The organism is Salarchaeum sp. III (assembly GCF_036418315.1).
Taxonomy (GTDB): Archaea; Halobacteriota; Halobacteria; order Halobacteriales; family Halobacteriaceae; genus Salarchaeum.
Window position 1 is genome coordinate 35,661 of sequence record NZ_JAZHPG010000024.1, and the last position, 21,370, is coordinate 57,030.

General features: G+C 68.6%; 23 protein-coding genes. 11 read left to right on the forward strand and 12 right to left on the reverse strand.

Features of this window, described 5'->3' with window-relative positions:
* Positions 1-5 precede the first annotated feature (5 nt).
* Positions 6-1,307: an MgtC/SapB family protein gene (locus tag U3A55_RS07435; protein WP_330990853.1), complete on the reverse strand. Its 1,302-nt coding sequence runs from the start codon at positions 1,305-1,307 to the stop codon at positions 6-8.
* A gap of 79 nt (positions 1,308-1,386) precedes the next feature.
* Here U3A55_RS07435 and U3A55_RS07440 point away from each other — a divergent pair, with 79 nt between their 5' ends.
* Positions 1,387-2,613, forward strand: coding sequence for an AI-2E family transporter (locus U3A55_RS07440; RefSeq protein WP_330990854.1), 1,227 nt, complete (start codon positions 1,387-1,389; stop codon positions 2,611-2,613).
* Here the strand turns inward: U3A55_RS07440 and U3A55_RS07445 are convergent, their stop codons facing one another.
* A complete protein-coding gene (locus U3A55_RS07445; protein WP_330990855.1) occupies positions 2,614-2,850 on the reverse strand; it encodes a hypothetical protein in 237 nt (78 codons plus the stop codon).
* 75 nt (positions 2,851-2,925) lie between these two features.
* Here U3A55_RS07445 and U3A55_RS07450 point away from each other — a divergent pair, with 75 nt between their 5' ends.
* From U3A55_RS07450 to U3A55_RS07460, 3 genes are read left to right on the forward strand one after another with little or no spacing between them, the layout of a single operon-like run.
* Positions 2,926-3,186, forward strand: a complete 261-nt coding sequence (locus U3A55_RS07450; RefSeq protein ID WP_330990856.1) for an amphi-Trp domain-containing protein — start codon at positions 2,926-2,928, stop codon at positions 3,184-3,186.
* A 57-nt stretch (positions 3,187-3,243) separates the two neighbouring features.
* Positions 3,244-3,480, forward strand: a complete 237-nt coding sequence (locus tag U3A55_RS07455) for a hypothetical protein (protein WP_330990857.1) — start codon at positions 3,244-3,246, stop codon at positions 3,478-3,480.
* Positions 3,481-3,530: 50 nt separating this feature from the next.
* The gene (locus tag U3A55_RS07460) at positions 3,531-5,120 is read left to right on the forward strand and encodes an SLC13 family permease (RefSeq protein ID WP_330990858.1); all 1,590 of its coding nucleotides are present in this window, start codon (positions 3,531-3,533) and stop codon (positions 5,118-5,120) included.
* Positions 5,121-5,334: 214 nt separating this feature from the next.
* On the opposite strand, the gene U3A55_RS07465 is transcribed toward U3A55_RS07460, so the two are convergent.
* Both U3A55_RS07465 and U3A55_RS07470 read right to left on the reverse strand, forming a co-directional pair.
* The gene (locus U3A55_RS07465; protein ID WP_330990859.1) at positions 5,335-5,481 is read right to left on the reverse strand and encodes a hypothetical protein; all 147 of its coding nucleotides are present in this window, start codon (positions 5,479-5,481) and stop codon (positions 5,335-5,337) included.
* Between the two features lie 39 nt (positions 5,482-5,520).
* Positions 5,521-5,973, reverse strand: a complete 453-nt coding sequence (locus U3A55_RS07470; protein WP_330990860.1) for a DUF7528 family protein — start codon at positions 5,971-5,973, stop codon at positions 5,521-5,523.
* 379 nt (positions 5,974-6,352) lie between these two features.
* Here U3A55_RS07470 and U3A55_RS07475 point away from each other — a divergent pair, with 379 nt between their 5' ends.
* Positions 6,353-7,069: a DUF7117 family protein gene (locus U3A55_RS07475; protein ID WP_330990861.1), complete on the forward strand. Its 717-nt coding sequence runs from the start codon at positions 6,353-6,355 to the stop codon at positions 7,067-7,069.
* Here U3A55_RS07475 and U3A55_RS07480 read toward each other — a convergent pair.
* The 3 genes from U3A55_RS07480 to glyA form a co-directional block, all read right to left on the reverse strand.
* Entirely contained in the window at positions 7,064-8,041 is a 978-nt protein-coding gene (locus tag U3A55_RS07480; RefSeq protein ID WP_330990862.1) for an alpha/beta hydrolase, read from the reverse strand. The two genes, U3A55_RS07475 and U3A55_RS07480, sit on opposite strands and share 6 nt — an antisense overlap.
* Before the next feature lie 32 nt (positions 8,042-8,073).
* The gene (locus tag U3A55_RS07485) at positions 8,074-8,967 is read right to left on the reverse strand and encodes a tetrahydrofolate dehydrogenase/cyclohydrolase catalytic domain-containing protein (RefSeq protein ID WP_330990863.1); all 894 of its coding nucleotides are present in this window, start codon (positions 8,965-8,967) and stop codon (positions 8,074-8,076) included.
* Between the two features lie 87 nt (positions 8,968-9,054).
* Positions 9,055-10,302 (reverse strand): serine hydroxymethyltransferase, encoded by a 1,248-nt coding sequence (gene glyA / locus U3A55_RS07490; RefSeq protein WP_330990864.1) that lies wholly within the window; start codon positions 10,300-10,302, stop codon positions 9,055-9,057.
* Between the two features lie 111 nt (positions 10,303-10,413).
* Here glyA and U3A55_RS07495 point away from each other — a divergent pair, with 111 nt between their 5' ends.
* From U3A55_RS07495 to U3A55_RS07505, 3 genes are all read left to right on the forward strand, one after another.
* A complete protein-coding gene (locus U3A55_RS07495) occupies positions 10,414-12,369 on the forward strand; it encodes a hypothetical protein (RefSeq protein WP_330990865.1) in 1,956 nt (651 codons plus the stop codon).
* A 62-nt stretch (positions 12,370-12,431) separates the two neighbouring features.
* Complete coding sequence (gene tbsP, locus U3A55_RS07500) at positions 12,432-13,253, forward strand: transcriptional regulator TbsP (RefSeq protein WP_330990866.1); 822 nt, start codon at positions 12,432-12,434, stop codon at positions 13,251-13,253.
* A 48-nt stretch (positions 13,254-13,301) separates the two neighbouring features.
* Positions 13,302-15,002: a YcaO-like family protein gene (locus tag U3A55_RS07505; protein ID WP_330990867.1), complete on the forward strand. Its 1,701-nt coding sequence runs from the start codon at positions 13,302-13,304 to the stop codon at positions 15,000-15,002.
* A gap of 229 nt (positions 15,003-15,231) precedes the next feature.
* Here U3A55_RS07505 and U3A55_RS07510 read toward each other — a convergent pair whose 3' ends face one another.
* The gene (locus U3A55_RS07510) at positions 15,232-15,999 is read right to left on the reverse strand and encodes a proteasome assembly chaperone family protein (RefSeq protein WP_330990868.1); all 768 of its coding nucleotides are present in this window, start codon (positions 15,997-15,999) and stop codon (positions 15,232-15,234) included.
* Between the two features lie 79 nt (positions 16,000-16,078).
* Between U3A55_RS07510 and U3A55_RS07515 the strand changes: the two genes are divergently transcribed.
* Complete coding sequence (locus U3A55_RS07515) at positions 16,079-16,975, forward strand: mechanosensitive ion channel family protein (RefSeq protein WP_330990869.1); 897 nt, start codon at positions 16,079-16,081, stop codon at positions 16,973-16,975.
* On the opposite strand, the gene U3A55_RS07520 is transcribed toward U3A55_RS07515, so the two are convergent.
* Together U3A55_RS07520 and U3A55_RS07525 are read right to left on the reverse strand one after the other, a co-directional pair.
* Complete coding sequence (locus U3A55_RS07520) at positions 16,956-17,360, reverse strand: universal stress protein (RefSeq protein ID WP_330990870.1); 405 nt, start codon at positions 17,358-17,360, stop codon at positions 16,956-16,958. The two genes, U3A55_RS07515 and U3A55_RS07520, sit on opposite strands and share 20 nt — an antisense overlap.
* A gap of 23 nt (positions 17,361-17,383) precedes the next feature.
* Positions 17,384-18,754 carry a bifunctional metallophosphatase/5'-nucleotidase gene (locus tag U3A55_RS07525; protein WP_330990871.1) on the reverse strand — a complete coding sequence of 457 codons (1,371 nt, stop codon included), beginning with the start codon at positions 18,752-18,754 and terminating at the stop codon, positions 17,384-17,386.
* 70 nt (positions 18,755-18,824) lie between these two features.
* On the opposite strand from U3A55_RS07525, the gene U3A55_RS07530 reads away from it, so the two are divergent.
* Entirely contained in the window at positions 18,825-19,061 is a 237-nt protein-coding gene (locus tag U3A55_RS07530) for a DUF5816 domain-containing protein (RefSeq protein ID WP_330990872.1), read from the forward strand.
* A 309-nt stretch (positions 19,062-19,370) separates the two neighbouring features.
* Positions 19,371-19,676 (forward strand): DUF7116 family protein, encoded by a 306-nt coding sequence (locus U3A55_RS07535; RefSeq protein WP_227261960.1) that lies wholly within the window; start codon positions 19,371-19,373, stop codon positions 19,674-19,676.
* Here the strand turns inward: U3A55_RS07535 and U3A55_RS07540 are convergent.
* Positions 19,668-20,849, reverse strand: a complete 1,182-nt coding sequence (locus tag U3A55_RS07540) for a pyridoxal-phosphate-dependent aminotransferase family protein (protein WP_330990873.1) — start codon at positions 20,847-20,849, stop codon at positions 19,668-19,670. The two genes, U3A55_RS07535 and U3A55_RS07540, sit on opposite strands and share 9 nt — an antisense overlap.
* Positions 20,850-20,909: 60 nt before the next feature.
* A complete protein-coding gene (locus U3A55_RS07545; protein WP_330990874.1) occupies positions 20,910-21,290 on the reverse strand; it encodes a DUF7522 family protein in 381 nt (126 codons plus the stop codon).
* Positions 21,291-21,370 lie beyond the last annotated feature (80 nt).

Sequence of the window (21,370 nt, forward strand, 5' to 3'; positions counted from 1 at the left end):
AAGTATTACATCACGGAGACGGCCGCGACGACGCCGCCGGCGACGAGGAGAACGACGCTCCACCCGGCGACCCGGCGGGCGAACGCGCGGTTCGTGCTCGTCGCCGCGAGCGCGACCTTCACGCCGATACTGGACGCGGTCGCGAGGAACACCGCCACCACCGCCGTGTGCGAGTCGAGACCGCCGGTGCGGTAGAGGACGACCGCCGACGTGGTCGCGCCCGCGCTCGACACCAACCCCGAGAAGACCGCGGTCGCGTAGAATCCGACCGCGCCGAACTCCGCCTCCGCGAGCCCGCCCGCAGCGAGCACGATAGCGAACATCGCGCCGAACGACAGCGCGTTCCGCGTCGAAAAGGGACTGTCGAGCTCCATCGGCACGCTCTCGCTCCAGTCCGCGGTGAACGCGGCGACCGCAATACTCCCGACCACGACGACCGCGAGCGGCGGGACGACCGGCCAGAGCGGCCGACTGCCGAGCGTGAACACGAGCACGATGAGGAGGTTCCGGAGCGCCATCGCCGCGTTCGCGAGCAACACGCCCGCGACGGCGTACGCCGCGGCCTCCGCGCGCTCCCCGACGTGGTCGAGCATCGTCCCGACGACGGCCGTCGAGGACGCCAGTCCGCCGAAGAAGCCCGTGACGGCGATTCCCTTCGAGCCGTACGTCTTCACGACGACGTAGTTCGCGATGCCGATGCCCGCGACGAACACGACCATCAGCCAGACGACGCGTGGTTCGATGTCGACCGTCGCGGGACCCAGCGAGACCGGGACCGTTCCGGCCGGGAGGAGCGGGTAGACGACAAAGGAGAGGATGGCGAACTCCGTCACCGACCGCATCTCCTCGCGGTTCAGCCCCCACGCGAACCCGTGGAGTTCCCGTTTCAACACGAGGAGGAGACTGCTCGTCACCGCGACCACGGTCGCGGGCAGCGTCTCACCGAGCGCCGCGAGCACGCCGACGCCGTACGCGACGACGAGGCTCACCGCCGTCGTCAGGTGGAGGCCCTCGTCGGACTCCATCCCGTTGTACATTAGAATACCCGCGAGCACCGTCACGAACAGTCCACCGACGGGGACGAGCAGGGGGACGCAGACGCCGTCGCCCGCGCAGCGCGCGGAGTCGTGGAGCGTGAAGATAGCGCCGAGCACGCTACTGAGGGCGAACGTCCGGATTCCCGCAGCCTTCTGCGACCACTCGCGCTCCAACCCCAAGAACAGCCCGAGCGCGACCGCGAGGACGATACGGGCGACGCTGGTGTCGAGGGGCGGCGACGCGACGAGGTTCTCGGCTCCGAGCGGCACTCCCGCGACTTACCGACGGGGGGACATAAGCGATGCGGCAGGGTGGAACGTTTTTGTCACCCCCGCGGTACTCACCCGTATGGAGTTCGACTACGACCGGGCGCGCGCTGGCTGGTGGGCGGTCGGCGCCTTCCTCACGCTGGCGCTCGCGCTCGTCGTCTACCGCTTCCTCGGGACGTTCGTCTTCGGCGTCTTCCTCTACTACGCCACCCGCCCCGTCTACCGCCGGCTGAAGAAACGCGTCCGGCCGCCGAGCCTCGCCGCCGCCATCAGCCTGCTCGCGCTCGCGCTCCCCGCGCTCCTCCTGCTCGTGTACACGCTCGCGGTCGGCCTCCAGGAGCTCGATAAGTTCCTCGCCGCGCGCGACATCCAGCTCACGCAACTGGAAGCCATCCTCCAGCCCTACATCGACATCTCCGGCATCGTGCAGGACCCGCAGTCGCTGCTCGACGACCCGAACTTCGTCGAGGCCGTCCGGGTGTTCGTCTCGAACGCCTCGGGCTACCTCGGGTTCATCGGGACCGCCGCCCTCCACCTGTTCGTCATGATTACGATGGCGTTCTACCTCCTGCGGGACGACCACCGCCTCTCCCAGTGGTTCCGCCGCCGGTTCTCCGACTCGGAGGGCGTCGTCGAGACGTACTTCGCGCGCGTCGACCACGACTTCTCCAACATCTTCTTCGGGAACATCCTCAACGCCGTCTTCACCGGTATCATCGGCGGTATCTCGTACAGCGCGCTCGACTACGTCGCGCCCGCGGGCCTCGGCATCCCCTACCCCGTTCTGCTCGGCGTTCTCACCGGCGTCGCCAGCCTCATTCCCGTCGTCGGCATCAAACTCATCTACGTCCCCGTGCTCGCCTACCTCGCCGGGATTGCTGTCTCCACCAGCACCGCCCTCCTCTGGTTCCCCCTCCTCTTCTTCGTCGTCTCCTTCCTCATCGTCGACGTCATCCCCGACCTCGTCCTCCGCCCGTACGTCTCCGGACGCGGCCTCCACCTCGGAATGGTGATGCTCGCGTACATCTTCGGCCCGCTCCTCTGGGGCTGGTACGGCCTCTTCCTCGGGCCGATGCTCCTCGTGCTCATCGTGCACTTCGTGAAGCTCGTGCTCCCGGAACTCATCGCCGGCCGACCCATTGAAGCCGACGCCATCGGCGGCCTCGTCGCGGCGGACGAGAACCCGGCGCCCGCAGAAGAACCGACCGCGGGCGAATCGGCGGACAGCGAGGGCGAATCGGCGGACGAGCGAGACGACGAGGAGGAGTCCGCTGCGAGCGCCGGGGGGACGGAGTCCGGCGAGTAGTCAGTGCTCGACGAGCCGGGCGCCGTCGCGGGGACAGTAGTCGTACTCGGGGTCGCGGGTCGAAAACCCGCACTGCGGGCACTCGCGGACCGGCGGCCGGTCGTCGCCGCGGAACAGGAGCGGGACGAACGGGAGCGCGACGAAGAAGACGAACCAGCCCGTGTAGTGATATACGAGGACGCTGACGGCGAGGCTGGCGACGAGACCGACGAGCGCGGTGCGCGTGCGCGAACCCATCACGCGAGCGGACGCGTCTCCGCGGCGTAAGCGTGTCGTCACCACGGTTATGCGTTCCCGGTGCGTTCACCCGGTATGGAGGAAGTCCTGTTCGAGAGCGAGACGGACGAATCGCGCGCGGCGGTCGCGGACTACCTGCGGTCGGTCGCGGACCGACTCGACGACGGCGCGGTGACGCTCCGCTCGGGCGGCGAGGAGTTCACGGTGAATCCGCCGGAGACCGTCGAGTTCGAGGTGAAGGTCGAACGCGAGGGCGCGGAGACCAGCCTGGAACTCGAACTGGAGTGGACGGATGGCGCGAACGAGGGCGGTGGCGGCGACTTCGAAGTCGCCTGACGGCGGGACGCCGCAGGGCGACAGGAATTTAGCGGACGTGTGCGACGCTCGATACGGATGGACGACGTAGACCTCTCGGCGGTGTCGCCGCGCGCGTGGCGACTGCTCCGGGTGGCCGCGGGGTACGAGCAACGCGGCGTCGAGCGCGCGATGGACGGCATTCTGCAGGCACACGTCTCGATGTTGGAGTCGGGGAGTCGCGGACTGACTGGGGACCGGCGGCGACTGCTCTTCGAACTGTACGCGGACGAACTCACCGACGAGCAGGTGCGCGTGCTGGTCGCGCACTTCTGACTCCTATCGAAAATCATTACGGATAGTACTCGGTAGAGGGTGCTGTATCAATGATACAGATGGATATTCGGAGTCCACGCGGCCGACTCGCCACATTCCTCGTCGCCGTGATACTCACCGTCGCGGTCGCGTTCGGCCCCGACCTCGCCGGCCTCTCCCTGAAAGGACAGTACGCGCTCGCCACCCTCGTCTTCGCCGCCGTGCTCTGGGTGACCGGCGCGATACCGCTCGCCGTCACCGCGCTCTCGATACCTGTTCTCCTCACCGCACTCGGCGTCTACCCCAGCATCGATACGGCGCTCGCCGGGTTCGCGGACCACCTCATCTTCCTCTTCATCGCGGGGTTCATGCTCGCGAACGCGCTCCAGAAGTACGACATCGACCGCCGCATCGCGCTCTACATCATGGCGCGCATGGGCTCCACACCACGCCGCCTCATCGGCGCGATAATGATCGCGACCGCGCTCCTCTCGATGTGGGTGTCGAACACCGCCACCACGGCGATGATGACGCCCATCGCGCTCGGCGTGCTCGCGCAGGTCGTCGGCCGCGACGAAGTCCAGGAGCAGAGCGACGACGCGGACTCCTTCTCGAACATCCAGATCTCGACCCTGCTCGGCACCGCGTACGCCGCCTCCGTCGGTGGCGTCGGCACCCTCATCGGCACGCCGCCGAACGCCGTCGTCGCCGCCGTCCTCGAACAGCAACTCGGCTACAGTATCAGCTTCGCGGAGTGGCTCATCATCGGCATCCCCATCGTCGTCATCACGCTCCCCATCGTCTGGTACGTCCTCACGTTCCGCCTGTTCCCACCGGAAATCGACGACGTGAGCGACGCCCGCGAACAGGCCCGCGAGTACCTCGACGAGGAGGGCGACCTCGGGCCGCGCGCCCGCCGCGTCGCCTACATCTTCGCCGCGACCGCCGGCCTGTGGGTGCTCGGCGGCCTCAGCGGCCCGCTCCACTGGCTGCTCGAAACCGTGCTCGGACTCGACCTCTCGCCCGCGTTCTGGACGACGCTCTACGGCGGGTCGGGCGAAACCCTGCTCGGCGTCGAGGGCCACCAGGGACTCCTCTACTACGTGATGGTCGGCCTGTACGCCATCCCCGCGCTCGTCCTCGCGGACACCGTCGAATGGGACGACCTCGAAGACATCGACTGGGGGACCATCCTCCTGTTCGGCGGCGGTATCGCGCTCGCCGACGCGTTCGCCGCGACCGGCGCGACGCGCTGGATTGCGACCGGAATATTCGGTAACCTCACCGACGCCCCCGTCGTCCTCATCGTGCTCGCGGTCGTCCTGCTCATCATCTTCCTCACCGAGATGACTTCGAACACCGCGACCGCCACCATCGTCGTTCCCGTGCTCGTCAGCCTCGGGAGCGTGCTCGCCGGGACGCTCGGCGTCGTCCCCGAAGCGGCAGCCGTCTTCCTCGCCGTCTCCGGCGCGGTCGCCGCGAGCTTCGCGTTCGCGCTCCCCGTCGCCACCCCGCCGAACGCCATCGTCTTCGGCAGCGGCTACATCCGCCAGAAACACATGATGCGCGCGGGCGTCGTCCTGAACATCCTGATGACGCTCGTCCTCACGGTGCTCATCACCGCGCTCTTCTACTTCGTCTGGCCCGCAATCCTCTGGTAAGCCAGACGCCACGCTCTCTATTTTGCCGGGTAAGAAAACACGTAGCCGACGCTGTGTGGCGTAGTTCAGAAGGGGAAAGGCATGACCCCGGAAAACCCGGGGTCGCTGCCGCCCTGAATTGGTCCCCGCTGACGCTTCGGCCCTCCAAGCGAAGCGTCACCCGAATCAAACGGACGTACGAAGATAAAGGTATCGGCGAGCGGAGCGACTGCCGCTAAATGTATTCTTCCTCCAACACCCACCCGAGTGCACGTTTGTAGTACGTGAACATTTCGCGCACCCCTTTGTGGTTCATCTCCTCGGATTCAAGCTGTTCCTCGAGAAACTCGTACTGCTCGCGAATCTCCTCTTCGTCACGCATACCCGCGGATAAGGAGTGCTCCCGGAAAAGTCCCCGCTCCTACGCACCCCCCTCGTCCTTGGCCGCGGTCAGCGGCTGTCGGCTCGCCAGCGAACACGCGAACTCGGGGTGCTCAACGAGGAACCACAGCACCATGTGGCGGCGTCCGCCAGTGAGTCCGGTCGCGGAAAGGTCGTCCGCCGTGAACTCCGCGGGGAGCCGGTCGAACAACCGAGCGACCTCGTCGAACGACTCGAACACCTTCCGGTGGCCCGCGGAATCGGCACCCCGGCGCTCCACGACGAACGAGCCGTCGAGTCGGCGCTCGCAGGCGGTGTTCAGGAACTCCTCACGGCCGGTGAGCGCGTTTTCGAGTTCGTCGCGTAACGCGTCGGCCTGCTCGCGGCTGAGGCCGTGGACGTGCCCGTCGACTTCGACGTGGACCGTTCCGCCGTCCGCGGTCGCGGTGGGAGAAGGACTACTGGACGAGAATTTCTCGACCAGCCGCCTCACGGCGGCTTACTCTATCCTCGGACACGGAAACCGTGTGTTGAGACATCACGTGAGTGTATCGCACGACCACGGATAAGTGTAGGGGGTCGTGCAGACCCACGTTTTACTGCGCTCGCTCGACTCACTCGCTCGCTGGCAAAACCTGGACTGAAAGCGGCGTACTCCCATCACTTCGCTCTCGTCCGTGCGCCGCCCGCTCGCATTCGCTCACGGAACGATGAGAGCCCCCGATACTCATGTAGGAAGACGCGGCCAGTAGACCGCGTGACCTGACAAAGGGGAACGGGCGAGAGCAACCCGCGGCGGACGCCCGTTCCATCGCTGCCGCCGCGTGCACGCACACCACGCCTTCTTTGAGCGCGCAGTCCCCAGTACGCGCATGGAGATTCGCGGGGAGCGCGAGTGCAAGGACTGCGGGACGCGCTGGTCGTACTACGAGACCGGGAGCGTGACGTGTCCCGACTGCGGGAGCATGCGGAGCGTCGGGACGGACGACGAACGCGTCTACCACACGGACGTGGCGTCCGCGTTCGACCTCGGGAGCGCGCGGACGCTCGCCGCGAACGCAACGCTGGCGGAGGCCGCAGCGGAAGCGGCGAGCGCCGCGAACGCGTACGCTCGCGAGCGCGGCTTCGTCTCCGGCGGCGACCTCCGCGACCTCGACGACACGTACCTCGCGGCGCGCGAACTCGGATACGCGGCGTCCGAGCTGGAGCGCGCGCTGTCCGTGGACGACGACGAGGAGTACTACTTCCTGACGCTCCTCCGCGGCGCCGCGGACGGCGAGCGGCCGGGCGAACGGGACGTGCCGGCGTCGCTCACTGACGTGCGCGGACTGGCGTACGCGACCTCAGTCGGCGAGTACCGCCGTGAACTCCGGTCGTGGCTCGACACCCAGGACGACGAGCCCGACGAGGCGGCTGCGCTCCTCGAAGCGCTCGGCGACCACGTGAAGCGCGTGAAGGCGCTCGACGGGGGCGTACCGCTCGATGCGTCGGAACGCCTCGTCGCGGCGGCGCGCGCGGTCGGGGACTGCGTTCGGAGCGGGGACGACGAGGACGCGGAGCGGGCGCGTTCCCTGCTCGACGACCTATAGGCTCTCGGCGAGGTCCGCAGCGATATCCGCGAGCACGCCGTGGGCGGGCGGGAGGTCCGCGAGACCCGCGTTCATCGTGAGAATTCCGTGAATCAGGTCCGGGTAGTGGTATCGTTCGACCGGGACACCCGCGGTTTCGAGGCGGTCAGCGTACGCCCGGCCTTCGTCGCGCAGCGGGTCGAACCCGCAGGTGACAACGGCCGCTGGCGGGAGGTTCGCGTGGTCCGCGGCCTCCAGCGGGGCCGCGTAGGGGTTCACGCCGTGGAGGTCGCTGTCGAGGTAGTGCCCCTCGAAGTACGCCATGTCGTCGCGGCTGAGGAAGTATCCCTCGCCGTTCTCCTCGTGGCTCGGCCACGCGCGCAGCAGCGACACCGTCGGATAGACGAGCACCTGTCGCGCGATGTCGGGCGGGTCGGTGTCCGCAGCGCTCCACGGCGCAGGCGCGTCGTTATCGGCTTGGTCGCGCGCGAGGAGGCTGACGGCGGCGGCGAGGTTCCCACCCGCGCTGTCCCCGGCGACGGCGAGCCGGTCCGGGTCGACACCGAGGTCGCCCGCGTGCTCGTTCACCCAGCGGGTCGCGGCGTACGCGTCCTCGACCGCTGCGGGGAACGGGTGTTCCGGCGCGAGTCGATAGTCGACGGACACGACGACGCAGCCGGACTCGTTCGCGAGTTCGCGGCAAGCCGGGTCGTGACTGTCGAGCGACCCGAGAACGAATCCGCCTCCGTGGAAGAACACGACGACGGGCGCGTCGTCGCCGGTTCCGGGGTCGTAGACCCGGACGGGGATGTCGTCGTCGGGTCCGGATGCCGGGCGGGCGGTGACGGAGTCGACGCTGGGGCCGTCAGCGCCGCTGTTCATGCGTTCGAGGAGGCCGCGGGCGTCCGCGGGCGGGAGGTCGTGAATATCGGGGCCGCCCATCGCGTCGAGCTGGTCGAGGAACTCGCGCACGGCCGGGTGGAGGTCGGGCATACCCTATGCGGCGCTCGCGGCCGGGAAAAAGGTCAGGGGAGGTCGACGGGCACGTCCTCGATTTCGCTCGCGGCCTTCACGGTGTTGTAGAGGAGCATCGCGCGCGTCATCGGGCCGACGCCGCCGGGGACGGGCGTGATGGCGTCCGCCTTGGCTTTCGCGCTCTCGAAGTCCACGTCGCCGACGAGATGGTAGCCCTTCTCCGAGTCGTCGTCGACGCGATTGATGCCCACGTCGATGACCGTCGTGCCGTCGGTGAGCATGTCGCCGTCGACAAGTTCGGGGACGCCGACCGCGGCGACGACGATGTCCGCGCGCCGAGTGTGTGCGGCGAGGTCGTCCGTTCGAGAGTGGCAGACGGTGACGGTAGCGTTTCCACCATCTCCCTTCTGGAGGAGGAGGTTCGCGAGCGGCTTCCCGACGATTTTCGACCGGCCGACGACGACGACTTCCTTTCCGGCGGGGTCGATGCCCTCTGATTCGAGGAGTTTCTGGACGCCGTGGGGCGTGCAGGGCTTGAATCGGGGGTTGCCGGCGACGAGTCGGCCGACGTTCTCGGGGTGGAAGCCGTCCACGTCCTTCGCGGGCGAGACCGCGGAGAGCACGCGCTCGTCGGGCACGTGGTCGGGCGTCGGGTCCTGAACGAGGATGCCGTGCACGTCGTCGCGATCGTTGAGCGACGCGACTGTGTCGAACAGTTCCTCGGCGGGCGCGTCGGCGTCGATGCGAACGTCCTCGGCGGCGATACCGACTTCCTCGCAGTCCCGCTGTTTCATCGAGACGTAGGTGGCGCTCGCCTGCGTGTCGTTCATCAGGACGGTTGCGAGGCGCGGCGTCACGCCGGCGTCGGTCAGGGTGTCGACGACGGCGGAGACATCCTCGCGCACGTCGGCGGCGACGGCGTTCCCGTCGATGACGGAGGTCATGCCAGACGGTGGGCGCGCGCCACCCTTCAAATTGCTGGTTCGTGTATAGGGAAGGAAGTAGATGGAGAGAGTTGTTCGTGTTCGTGCCTACTCGTAGACGGGGTGGTCGTCGCAGAGCTCCTGCACGTCCGCCGCGACCTCGGCGTACACCTCGGCGTCGCCGATGTTGTCGATGACGCGCGCGATGCAGTCCGCGACGGTCTCCATGTCGTCGGTGTCGAACCCGCGCGTGGTGAGGGCGGGCGTGCCGGCGCGGATACCGGACGGGTCGAACGCGGAGCGCGTCTCGCCGGGAACGGTGTTCGCGTTCAGGACGATACCGACCTCGTCCAGCGCCTCCTCGGCGTCGCCGCCGGACACGTCGGGATGGGATTCGCGGAGGTCCGCGAGCACGAGGTGGGTGTCGGTGCCGCCGGAGACGAGAGAGAACCCGTGTTCCTTGAGTCGGTCGCCGAGCGCCTTCGCGTTAGTGACGACCTGGGCGGCGTACTCCGCGAAGTCGGGGTCGAGCGCCTCGCCGAACCCGACGGCCTTCCCGGCGATGTTGTGCATCAGGGGACCGCCCTGCGCGCCCGGGAACACCGCGGAGTCGACGGCGTCCGCGTACTCCTCGTCGCACATGATGATGCCGCCGCGGCCGGCGCGAATCGTCTTGTGCGTCGACCCGGTGACGAAATCCGCGATGCCGACGGGATTCGGGTGTTCGCCCGCCGCGACGAGGCCGGTGATGTGCGCGATGTCCGCCATGTGGTAGGCGTCCGCGACGTCCGCGGCCTCCTGCACGGCCTCCCAGTCCACCGCACGCGGGTACGCGGAGAACCCGGAGACGACCATGTCCGGGTCGAACTCCTCCGCGGTAGCCTTCAGGTCGTCGTAGTCGATGCGGCCCGTCTCCGCGTCGATCTCGTAGTGCTCGACGTCGTAGAGCTTCCCCGCGAAGTTCGCGGCGTGGCCGTGACTGAGGTGGCCGCCGTGCGTGAGGTCGAGGCTGAGGATCTTATCGCCGGGTTCGAGGACGGCGAAGTAGACGCCCATGTTCGCCGAGGACCCCGAGTGCGGCTGGACGTTCACGTGGTCCGCGCCCCAGAGCTCCGTCGCGCGCTCGATGGCGAGCTCCTCCACGTCGTCCGCGTACTCGCAGCCCGCGTAGTACCGCGACCCCGGATAGCCCTCCGCGTACTTGTTCGTGAGCGCGCTCCCCTGCGCCTGAAGCACGGCCTCGCTCGCGTGGTTCTCGCTCGCGATCATCGCGAGCGTGTCCTCCTGACGCTCCTCCTCACCAGCGAGCGCGTCCGCGACGGCATCGTCGACCTCTCTGACCTTGTCGTAGCGCATGCGTGAATCCGGCGCACGCGACAGCATAAGTGTACCCACCTCCGACAACCACCGAGATAATCCAACCGCCCGCTCGACAGGAATATAAACATGTGGAGTGTACCGAACGCCGTGTTATCGCGGGAAGTCACGACGGCCGGTGTCCGGGTCGTCGACCGAGCCGGGTACGCCTGTAGCGTTGACGCCGATGACTTCTCGCGCGCGGCGCCCGACGAGTTCGACGTGCCCGTCGACACCGCTGTCGCCGGCTACACGACGGGGTTCAGCGTCCCGGCGACGACCGTTCTCCACGGAGCTACGCCGTCACGGCGACTCTCGACCGACGACCACGAACTTCCCGACGACGCACACGTCCTCTCCCTCCTCGGACCGCTCGAAGTCCGCGCGCGCTTCGACGGGCCCGCCACGGTCTACCGGACTCACGACGGCGTCCGGGTCGAGTTCGACGCGCCGACCAAGGTCGCCCTCGGGTTCCTCGGCCGCGCCACCACTCCAACCGGCCGCGTTAGCGTTCCAGCGACGCCGAGCGGCCTGGCCGACGCCGTCACCGCGAGCGCGGCCGCCCTCCGCACCACGGGTCCGGCGCGGGCGCGCCCGACGATGCGCCGCCACCCGCCCCGCATCGACTTCGGCGCGGACACCGATAGCGACGACAGCACGACGGCCGACGCCCCAGAGACGGGCATCCACGTGACCGTTCCCGCCGCGCTCGACGACGTGCTCGGCGTTGCGCCGCTCGCGCACTACCTCGGCGCGAGCGTGACGGTCACGGACGGCCCTGCGCGACTCCGCGCGCCCGCCGCGAGCGTGGACGAACCGCTCGTCGACGGACAGGCCGCGGTGCTGCTCGAGCGCGCGTTCTGGCTGGACGCGCTCGCGTGGTACGGTGACGCCGAGCGTCTCGACGCGCTCGGCGTCGAGCCAGCGGTAGCGTCCGCGCCGCCGGCCGCGCGTCTCTCGGCCGCGCTGGACGCGTCGTTCGACGCGGTTTCGCTCCCGGAGTGGCCGCTCTCGATGTACGTCGACGCGACGCCGGAGAGCGTTCGAGCGCTCCCGGGACTCCTCCATCGACTCGCGCACGTCCACCCCGCGGAGACGACGACGCTCGACAGTCGAGAACTCGTATCGCGCACGCTCGACGACTTCTATCGGACGACGCCGGGTCCCGTGGCGACCGTGGAGATGGAGAACCCGCAGCTCCGGGCGGGCCGCCGGCACGGCTGGCTCGCCGACGGCACGCCCATCGACGTGTTCAAAGCCGTGCCGGAAACGTACGAGCGGTCCGTCGACCCGGTGGGCGGCGACCTCTCCGTCCACGTAGTGCTGAACGACCCCGGGATGGCGCGCGAGCGCGACCGCGTCACCGAGATTTACCGCGACCGCGCGACGGACTGCCCGATCGACGTGACGCTGCACGCGGACCTCGCCACGACGGAGCTCGCCGGGGTTTTCGAGGCCGACACGGACTTCGTGCACTACATCGGGCACTGCGACGAGGACGGCCTGCTGTGCGCGGACGGCCGCCTGTCCGCCGACTCGCTCGACGACGTGGGCGCGCGCACGTTCTTCCTGAACGCCTGCGGGTCCTACCACGAGGGCGTTCGGCTGGTCGAACGCGGGAGCGCCGCGGGCGCCGTGACCTTCAGAAAAGTCTTGGACGAGCACGCGGCGCAGGTGGGCACGGCGTTCGCGCGCCTGCTCGTCGCCGGGTTCGGAATCGAGCGCGCGCTCTCGGTCGCCCGGCGACGCATCGTGATGGGGAAGGACTACGCTGTCGTCGGGGACGGGACGTGGTCGCTCCCGCACGGGGGCGTTCGGTCGCCGGGCGTGTTCACGGTCACGTCGACGGACGCGGGCTACGAGGTCGCGTACGAGGGCGGGAGCGTGTGGACGCACGGCGAGTACGAGCCGTCGCCGTTCCCGCCGCACCGGGCCGGCCCGTCCGGCCGCCGGGAGACTGCGACCTTGAGCGGGGCGGAACTCCGCGACGTGCTGGCTGACGTGGACGCGCCGGTGGTGCTCGACGGCGAGTTCGTCTGGGCGGACGCAGCGGTCACGCGCCTCTGACTTACTTTACTCGCGACCAATATCGAGTAAATTATATACGGTGGCGGGCCTTACGTGAGGGTATGGCAACCCAGAACCTACTCGGCGCGACCGTCTCAGAGGTCGTATCCACGATTCTCGACGAAGAACCCTCGGACCTCTACGTCCGGAACCCGTCGGCGAACGTCATCGAGGCCTTCGTCGACGCCGCGACCGAGACGGACGCCGATCTCCCGTCGGTCCGCCTCGTCGCCGAGGAACGCCTCCTCAAGGACACGATGGACGACTTCATCGTCGCGAGCAACACCGCGGACCTCGTCGAGGCGGACGTGCTCTCGCTCCGCACGACCGAAGAGCCCCCGCGGAGTTCGACGTTCGTCACGGGCGAACGCGTCGTCTCCCTGGTCGACGCCGGAAACGAGACCGGCGGTCTAACGACGGACGACGACGCGTTCGTCGCGGACGTGCTGGACGCCGCCGAGGCCGACTGGGAGGCCGCTGACGAGTTCTCCCTCCGCACGCCCGGTATCAGCCGCGTCGAGCGCACGCTCAGCGAGGAAATCGGGAGCGAGGTCGAGGCGGACTTCGAATCCGCGCTCGCCGCGATGGAGACCGCGCGCGGCGACGAGGACAGCATCGACGAGGTCACGCTCAGCCTGCTCGTCGCGGCGAAGAACCGCGTGCTCCTCTACGACATCTCGAAGTGGGGCGAGGACGTCGGCATCGCGTCGAAGGCGACGTTCAGCCGCACGAAGACCAAGCTCGAAGACCTCGGCCTCATCGACACGGAGAAAGTCCCCATCGATGTCGGACGGCCGCGCCTCCGACTGAAGTTCGCGGACGACCGCCTGCAGGACGCGAAACCCGGCGAACTCGCGTCCGTCGCGCAGACAATCCTCGCGTAAGCCGCCGAATCCGCCACGTCTTTCTCCCCGGTTTTCGTTCGCGTAGTCATGAGTGACATCGTCGCGGTCGTCGGTGGCGGGTCGGCCGCGGACGCCGTTCGGGCAGCGCTCTCCGACGCGGACGCCGTCGTCGAGGACCGAGACGTATCGGGCGCCGCGGACGCGGACCTCGCCGTCGTCGTCGGTCTCGCGGGAAGCGACGGGTTCGCAACGGCGAACCGAGCCATCGAGGGGCCGTGGCTGGCGGTGGAGGTCGGCGGCCTCGGCGGGCACGCGCTCGCGGACGTCGACGCCGCCGTCTCGGGGTTCTGGCCGAACGAGGGCTGTTTCGCGTGCCTCCACTCGCGGGTCGCCGCGGACGGGTTCGAGACGGTGGACGCGCCGAGCGCTGACCGGAGCACGGTGCGGTTCGCGGGTGCGCTCGCGGGCCGGCTGGCGGTCCGCGCGCTCAGCGGCGAGTCCTTCGGCGGGCACGTCGTCGAGGCACCGCATACGCAGCGGTCGTTCCTTCCGGTGCCGACGTGCCCCGTCTGCGGTGGCGAGCGCGACGGCGCGTTCGATTGGTCTGGCGAATCCCGGGATATCGACGCGGCGGCGGACGCGGCGGCGCGCGCAGTGGACGACCGCGTGGGCGCGGTGGCCGCAGTCGGGGAGCGCGAGTCCTACCCGGCGCCGTACTACCTCGCGCAGGTGAACGACACGAGCGCGTTCAGCGACGCGACCGCCGCGCGACAGGCCGCCGGCGTCGCCACCGACTGGAACGAGGCGTACGTGAAGGCGGTGGGGGAGGCGCTGGAGCGGTACGCCGCGGGCGTCTACCGGTCGTCGGCGTTCGAGACCGCGATGCCGACCCATCCTGACGCGGTCCCACCGACCGAGTTCGTGCTCCCCGAGAACGCGCCGACGCCCGACCCCGACGACGCGCTCCGGTGGGTTCGCGGCGAACACCTCGACTCGGGCGACGACGCCCTGCTCCCCGCTGAGTTCGTGCAGTTCCCGCCGCACGAGGAGCGCTACCGGGACTCGATTACGACCGGTCTCGGACTCGGGAACACCGCCGAGGAGGCCGTGCTCTCCGGGCTGTACGAGGTCGTAGAGCGGGACGCGGCGATGCTCGCGTGGTACTCGACGTACGACCCGCTCGGCCTCGCGGTCGAGGACGGCGGGTACGCGGAGCTCGCGAAGCGCGCGCGCAGCGAGGGCCTCGACGCGACCGCGTTCCTACTGACGCAGGACGTGGACGTCCCCGTCGTGGGCGTCGCCGTCACCCGGGACGAGTGGCCGCGGTTCGCGCTCGGGTCGAGCGCGTCGCTGGACCCGGACGAAGCCGCGCGCGGCGCGCTGGAGGAAGCCGTCCAGAACTGGATGGAACTCCGCGCGATGGGCCGCGAAGGAGCCGCCGAGCAGGAGGGCGCCATCGGCGCGTACGCCGACTACCCGGGACGCGTCCGCGACTTCGTCACCCCCGAAACGGTCGTTCCGACGGACTCCGTCGGCCCCGACGGGGTTCCCGAGAACGAACTCGACGCGGTCGTGTCGCGGCTGGCGGACGCCGACCTCGACGCCTACGCCGCCCGCCTCACCACCCGCGACCTCGACTCGCTCGGCTTCGAGGCCGCGCGCGTCCTCGTCCCGAACGCTCAGCCGCTGTTCGTCGGCGACCCCTACTTCGGCAAGCGTGCCGAATCCGTTCCGGAAGCCCTCGGATTCGAACCCGACCTGGAGAAGACCTATCACCCGTTCCCCTGACTGCGCCCGCGACACCGGCCGCGTCGAACTCGAACCCCGCGACGGCAACCAGCGCGACCTCGCTTCCGAGGACGCACCCACCGTCATCACGGCGTACAGCGCGGGTAGGTAGCATTCGCCGAACGAAGTGCGGCGATTCACCGCGAACGCTCCGCGTTCGCGGCTTTTTTCGTGCAGGTTTTTGGCTGCGCGGTCGCCTGCGGCGACTCGACGCGAAAAACGGTGCGCTCTACATGTACATGCGGTCGTCGGGGCGCTGGGAGTCGTCGACCGCTTCGACGCGGGCGTTGAGTTCAGCGTAGTAGTCGCGGACCTGTTTGGCGAACTGTTCGAGTGGTTCTGTGTCGAGGGCGAGGTCGTAGACGGTGTCCAGGGCGTCGAGGAGGCGGAGGCTGGCGTCGACGTCGGGGACCTCGGCGTGAACGGGCGTGACGTAGGTGGCGGCGGCGAGGTCGGTGTCGATGGCGTGTTCGAGGATGCCCGCGTTGACGCCGTCGAGGAAGCCGGACCCCATCGGTGGGATGTCGTGGTCGGTGAGGCGTTTCTCGTGGTAGTCGGGGGTGGCGATGTAGAAGGTGCGGTGGTCGTCGGGGCCGTGCGCGAGCGGGATGCCGGCGGGGATGGCGATTTCGCGAACGTCGTTCTCCGCGGTCCAGTCGGTGATGGCGGTCGTGAGGGCGTCGGCGGCGAGCTGGGGGACGTAGAGCTCGCCGGTGAGGACGGTGATGTCGAGGTCGTCCCGGGAGAAGAAGCGGGTGTGGTGGCGGGGCTGGCCGTTCTCGAACGGCGTGATGGACGGGAGGGAGTCGACGGTGACGTGACCGGTCTCTTCGAGGTCGAGTCGGTCCACGAGGTAGTCGACGGCGGTGAGGCCGGCGAGCCCGAAGCTGGAGAACCCCGCGAGGAGGACGCCGCTCGGCTCCGCGTCGTGAGTGATGGAGAAGTCGGGGTCGTCGTGCGTGAGCGGGTCCGCGGCGAAGCGGTTCGCGTCAGTCATGGTCGAGAGTATTTCGGGGAGGGTCTTAGAGATTGTCGCGGTGGGCAACCGTTTAGGGGGCCGGCGCCGTGCGTCCCGTATGGTCTTGGAGGGCGTGGTGTCGCTCGACTGGTGGGGACGCGAGGAGTGGAACCTCCTGTTCGCGGTCGTCGTCATCGTCGCCGGCTGGTACGCGGGGAAACTCCTCGTGCGCGTGCTCGGGCGGCGGATAGCACGACGGTTCCAGCGTCCGAGCGTCACCCGCACCATCCTCCGGTCGCTCCGCGTCGGCTCGATCCTCGTCGGCGCGTTCGCCGCGATGGGCTTTTTGGGACTGGAACTCGGCGACCTCGTGCTGTCCGTCACGGTGTTCTCCGCGGTGCTCGGTCTCGTGCTCGCGCCCATCGTCGGAAGCGTCATTAACGGCGTGTTCGTGCTCGCCGACCAGCCGTACGAGATCGGCGACCTCGTGGAAATCACGGACACGGGCGAGCGCGGGTTCGTGGAGGACATCACGCTCCGGTACACGAAGGTGTTCACGCTCGACAACACCTTCCTCGTCGTGCCGAACGGGGCGATGCGCGAGCGCGACATCATCAACTACTCCGCGGAGGACGAGCGCACGCGGCTCTCGCTCAGCGTCGGCGTGACGTACGAAGGCGATCTGGACGAGGCCCGCCGCCTCATCGAGACGGCGGCCGGCGAGGTGGACGAAGTCATCTCGGGCGGCCCCGGCGTCCGCATCGGGAGCGCGCGCTACCCCGCGAAGCCGACGTGTTACATCGACGAGTACGGCGATAGCTCGGTGAACCTCACGCTCCGGTACTGGGCGCGCGAACCCTACAAACTCCTCTCCGTGCGCTCCGCCGTCCAGGAGAAAATCTGGGAGAAACTCCAGGAGACGGAGTCCGTGAACATCGCGTACCCGCACCGCCACGTGGTGTTCGACGACATGAACAGTCGCCCGGACACGGACCTCAGCGACCGGGAACGCTGATGAGCTCGCAGTCGAGTTCGGCGCGGAGGAAGGATTCGATGTCGGGCGTGCCGAACAGCCGGCGGAGCGTGCGCCGCCAGCGCGGCATCTGTTTGTGGCCGATGACGACCACGTCCGCGTCCTCGCCCGCGACCTCGTCGAGGATGGCCTGTTCGACGAGGAAGCTCCGGCGGACGACGTACCGCGCGAAGTCGAGCGGGCCGAACGCGCGCTCGACGGCGTGCTTGAGTGCGGTTCGCGTGACCCGCCGATCGTCCTGATAGAGGTTCACGTGAAGAATCGTGAGGTCGGCGTCGCGCTCGCGCGCCTCCTCGATAGCCGCCTCCAGCGTTCCCTTCGAGTGTTCCGTGAGCGGGTAGCGAACCGGAACAACGACGAGTGACATACCGACGCGTACACTCGGGGTGCCTAAGCCTCCTTCGTCGGACGGCGACGAATCCGACCCTCTACGGCGGGGTCGATACCGAACTCGTGGGCGTACGCGGCGAGCACCTCGTACTGCGTGTCGAGCGTTCCCGTCCGGTGGTCGTGGTCGAGCAGCGGGAACTCGTGGTCGGTGTGGAAGAGGTAGTCGTTCGTCGCCACCGTGTAGGTCGCGTCGGGGTCGAGCGGTTCGCCAGCGACCGTGACCTCGACGAGTTCTTCCTGAACCGTGTCCCAGACGAGTTCGACGCCGCTGACGTGCGAGTGCCACCAGTCGGCCTCGCCGAACCCGACGGTCGCGCCGTGGGATTGACGGAGGACAGTGCGGAGTTCGTCTCCCGTGAGTTCGGCGACGGCAACGGGTTCGTCGAACGGCACCACCGAAACGAGGTCGGCGACCGTCACGTCGCCGTCGAGGGCGGGCCCGGAGCGAATGCCGCCGCTGTTCTGGAGGCCCACGTCGGCGTCGCCCGCCCAGCGGTAGGCGTCCGCGACGAAGTTCCCGATGCGGCTCTCCCCGCGGAACGTCGTCGCCTCAGAGCGCTCGATTGGGTCGTCGACGTGCGCGACGACCTCGTCCAGCGCGGCGTCGGACTCGCGGTCACGGAGCGCCGCGGCGACGGTCTCGTTCACGCCGAACTCCGCGACGCGGTGCCGAGTGACGGCGGGGTCGTCGTCGAGCGCGACCTCGTAGACGACTTCACCGTTCACGCCGGGCCGGGTGAGGAGCGTCCCCTCGATGCGCTCCTGGAGTTCCGTGTGGACGTGGCCCCCGAGAATCACGTCGACATCAGTCTCGACAGCGAGTTCCCGGTCGCCGTTTCCGAGGTGGCTCAGGACGACGACGTGCTCCGCGCCCGCCTCGCGGAGTTCCGCCTCGGCCTCCTGTACGGCCTTGATTGGATCGTCGAACGTCACCGCGTCCGCGTTCGGGTTTATCGAGGGCGTCTTCGGGTCCGTGACGCCGGTCACGCCGACGGTGGTGCCGGCGCGGTCGAGCGTGAGCCACGGCACGACGCCCGCGTCCGCCGCGAACCGCTCGCCGTCCTCGCGGACGTTCGCGCTCACCCACGTCTGCGGGGACGCCGCGACCACGCGCCGAGTCGCCTCGACGCCGTAGTCGAAGTCGTGGTTCCCGAACGTCTCAACGTCCGTTCGCGCGGCCTCGAAGAAGTCCACGGCCTGCATTCCCTCGGTCACGAGCGGCAGTACGCCCGGCGAGGTGTTGTCGCCCGTCCCCGCGACCACGGTGTCGTCGCCGGCGAGTTCGCGGAGCGCGCCCGCGAGCCGCCCGATTCGCTCGGGGTCGTCGTGGGCGTTCTCCACGTCCGAATAGTGGAGGAAACGAAGACTCATACAGGAACGAAGCCGTCGCCGACATTGAACGTGTCGTCATCGCTAAGGGCCGCCGCCGCCTTCCACAACCATGTTCGAAATCACGACCGACGACGAGACGCTCTACGTCGCCGAGGACGAGGGCGAACGCGGCGAGAAAGCGCCCTTCCTCGCCGTCTACCGCGACTCCGAACGCACACGGAAGTACGGGTGGTACTGTCTCAACTGCGAAACCCTCGACAACGCCATGGACTCCATGGGGCGCATCCAGTGCAACGACTGCGGCAACCTCCGGAAACCCGACGAATGGGACGCGGCGCACGAATAACTCTCCGAGTTATTCGCGCCCCTGGCTCCCACTCGCTCGACTCACGGCTGCGCCGTTCGTCCGTTCGGCGGCCTCCGGCCGCCTGTTCGCTCGTTCACGGGAACGCGGCGCACGAATAGCGCCCTGCGGTAGCGGTGCGGTGGCGGTTCCGTCGGCGCATCGGAGATGCGCCGTTCTCCGAGCGCGCCAACGGCGCGCTCGGCTTTTTCCCTCCAGGTTTTTACTCAAGCGGTCGCGCTTCGCGCGACCCGCCGAGTAAAAAGGTGGGGCGGCAAAACTTATCACCCCCGCCCCTGTAGGGTGTGGTAGATGGTGTCACACATTGGCCCACCGTCTGAGGAAGCCAAGTCGATCTTCGCCGACCTCGGATACAGCGTCGCGGGCGACGGCGCGACGTTCACGGCGGCCCGGGATTGGAAGGAGGTCGAGGTGCTCGCGGTCACGGACGACGTAGACACGCCGTCGGGCGACCGGATGCGTTGTTTCGTGACGTGGAAGGACTACGTTCCGGACCTCGGAGACCTGCTCGACCGAGCCGCACCCGACTACGACTATGCGGTCATCGGGGTCGAGGAGGACGGCGAGTACGAGGTCGCGCGAGCGCCCTCAGAGTGACTGGCGGGCCGCGTCGAGGCCGGCCTCGGCGTCGACGTTCGCGCCGAGGCTGTCGAGGGCGTCGGCGAGCGCAGTGAGGAGGAACGCGACGTTCTTCTCGCGGGCGCCGTGTCCCATGCAGCCGATTCTGAAGATCGTACCAGAAAGATCGCCGAGTCCACCGGCGATTTCGAGGTCGTAGTGCTCGCGGAGGAAGTCGATGACGGCGGTGTCGGTGACGCCGTCGGGGACGCGGACGGCGTTGAGGCTGGGGAGCCAGTAGTCGTCTTCAGGTTCGAGTTCGAGCCCCATCGCTTCCACGCCGGATTTGAGCGCGCCAGCGACCCGGTGGTGGCGCGCCCAGCGTTCCTCGACGCCTTCCTCGGCGACGAGGCGGAGGGCTTCGCGGAGCGCGTACACGTTCGTGACGGGTGCGGTATGGTGGTACGCGCGCTCGTCGCCCCAGTAGCCCTCCAGCAGGGAGAGGTCGAGGTACCACGAGCGAGAAGGGTCCTCGCGGGAGAGGACTTTGTCCATCGCGTCGTCGTTGAGCGTGAGCGGGCTCGCGCCGGGCGGACACGACAGGCACTTCTGGGGGCCGGCGTACGCGGCGTCGATGTTCCAGTCGTCGACGCGGAGTTCGACGCCGCCGAGCGAGGTGACCGTGTCGGCGACGACGAGCGCGTCGTGGCTGTGCGCGATACGGGTGAGTTCGGGAACGTCGGGCTGACGCACGCCCGTGGACGTCTCCGCGTGCACGAATCCGAACACGTCGGGCTGGTGGGCGTCGAACGCGTCCTGCACGTCCGCGGGGTCGAGCGGTTCGCCCCACGGCGCGTCCACGTGCACGACCTCGCCGCCGGCGCGCCGCGCCATCTCCGCCATTCGCCCGCCGAAGTAGCCGTTCGTCGGCACGAGCATCGTCTCCCCGGGTTCGACGAGGTTGCCGATTGCGGCCTCCATCGCGGCGCTCCCCGTGCCGGAGACGGGGAGCGTCCACTCGTTCTCCGTGCGAAAGGCGTACCGGAGGAGGTCCTGCGTCTCGTCCATGATATCGACGAACGCGGGGTCGAGGTGGCCGACGAGCGGCGTGCTCATCGCCCGCAGCACGCGCGGATGGACGGGGCTCGGTCCCGGCCCCATCAGGGTGCGGTCGGGCGGCGTCAGTTCGCCGACCTCGGGTGAGTCCTGCATACGTCCGCGTACCTCCAGCGCGTCCAAAAGCGTTCACGTTCCGGCGACCGCCCCGTCACCCTACTCCGTTGTCGCGGCGAGCGCGCGCTCCGCGCGGTCCGCGACGGAGTCCGCGTCGCCGATGTCGCGGTCGAGACCGATGGCGAACCCGCGCGTTTCGGAGACGGTGTAGTTTATCTCGACGCCCTCCGCGAAGAACCGGGCGGTGCACTCGAAATCGCCGTGCACGGGCCGGAAGAGGTCGCGGAGGTACGTGCTCTGCAACGCCTCCATCCGGGTCTCCTCGGCGATCCGTTCCATTCGGTCGTCGTCGTATCTGGAGTCGACATCGTCCCGGACGTAGAGGTCGCGGTAGCCGTCGGCGTCGTAGTGCGTCACGGAGCGGAGCGCGTCACCGAACTCCCGCCGCAAACGGTCAACGACTGCATCAGCATCACTCATGCGTTCTCGCCACTATGGTAGCGGTTCCACGACCCGGCCCCTTAGCGCCTTGGTATCTCACCGCGCGGCCGCCGCGTTTT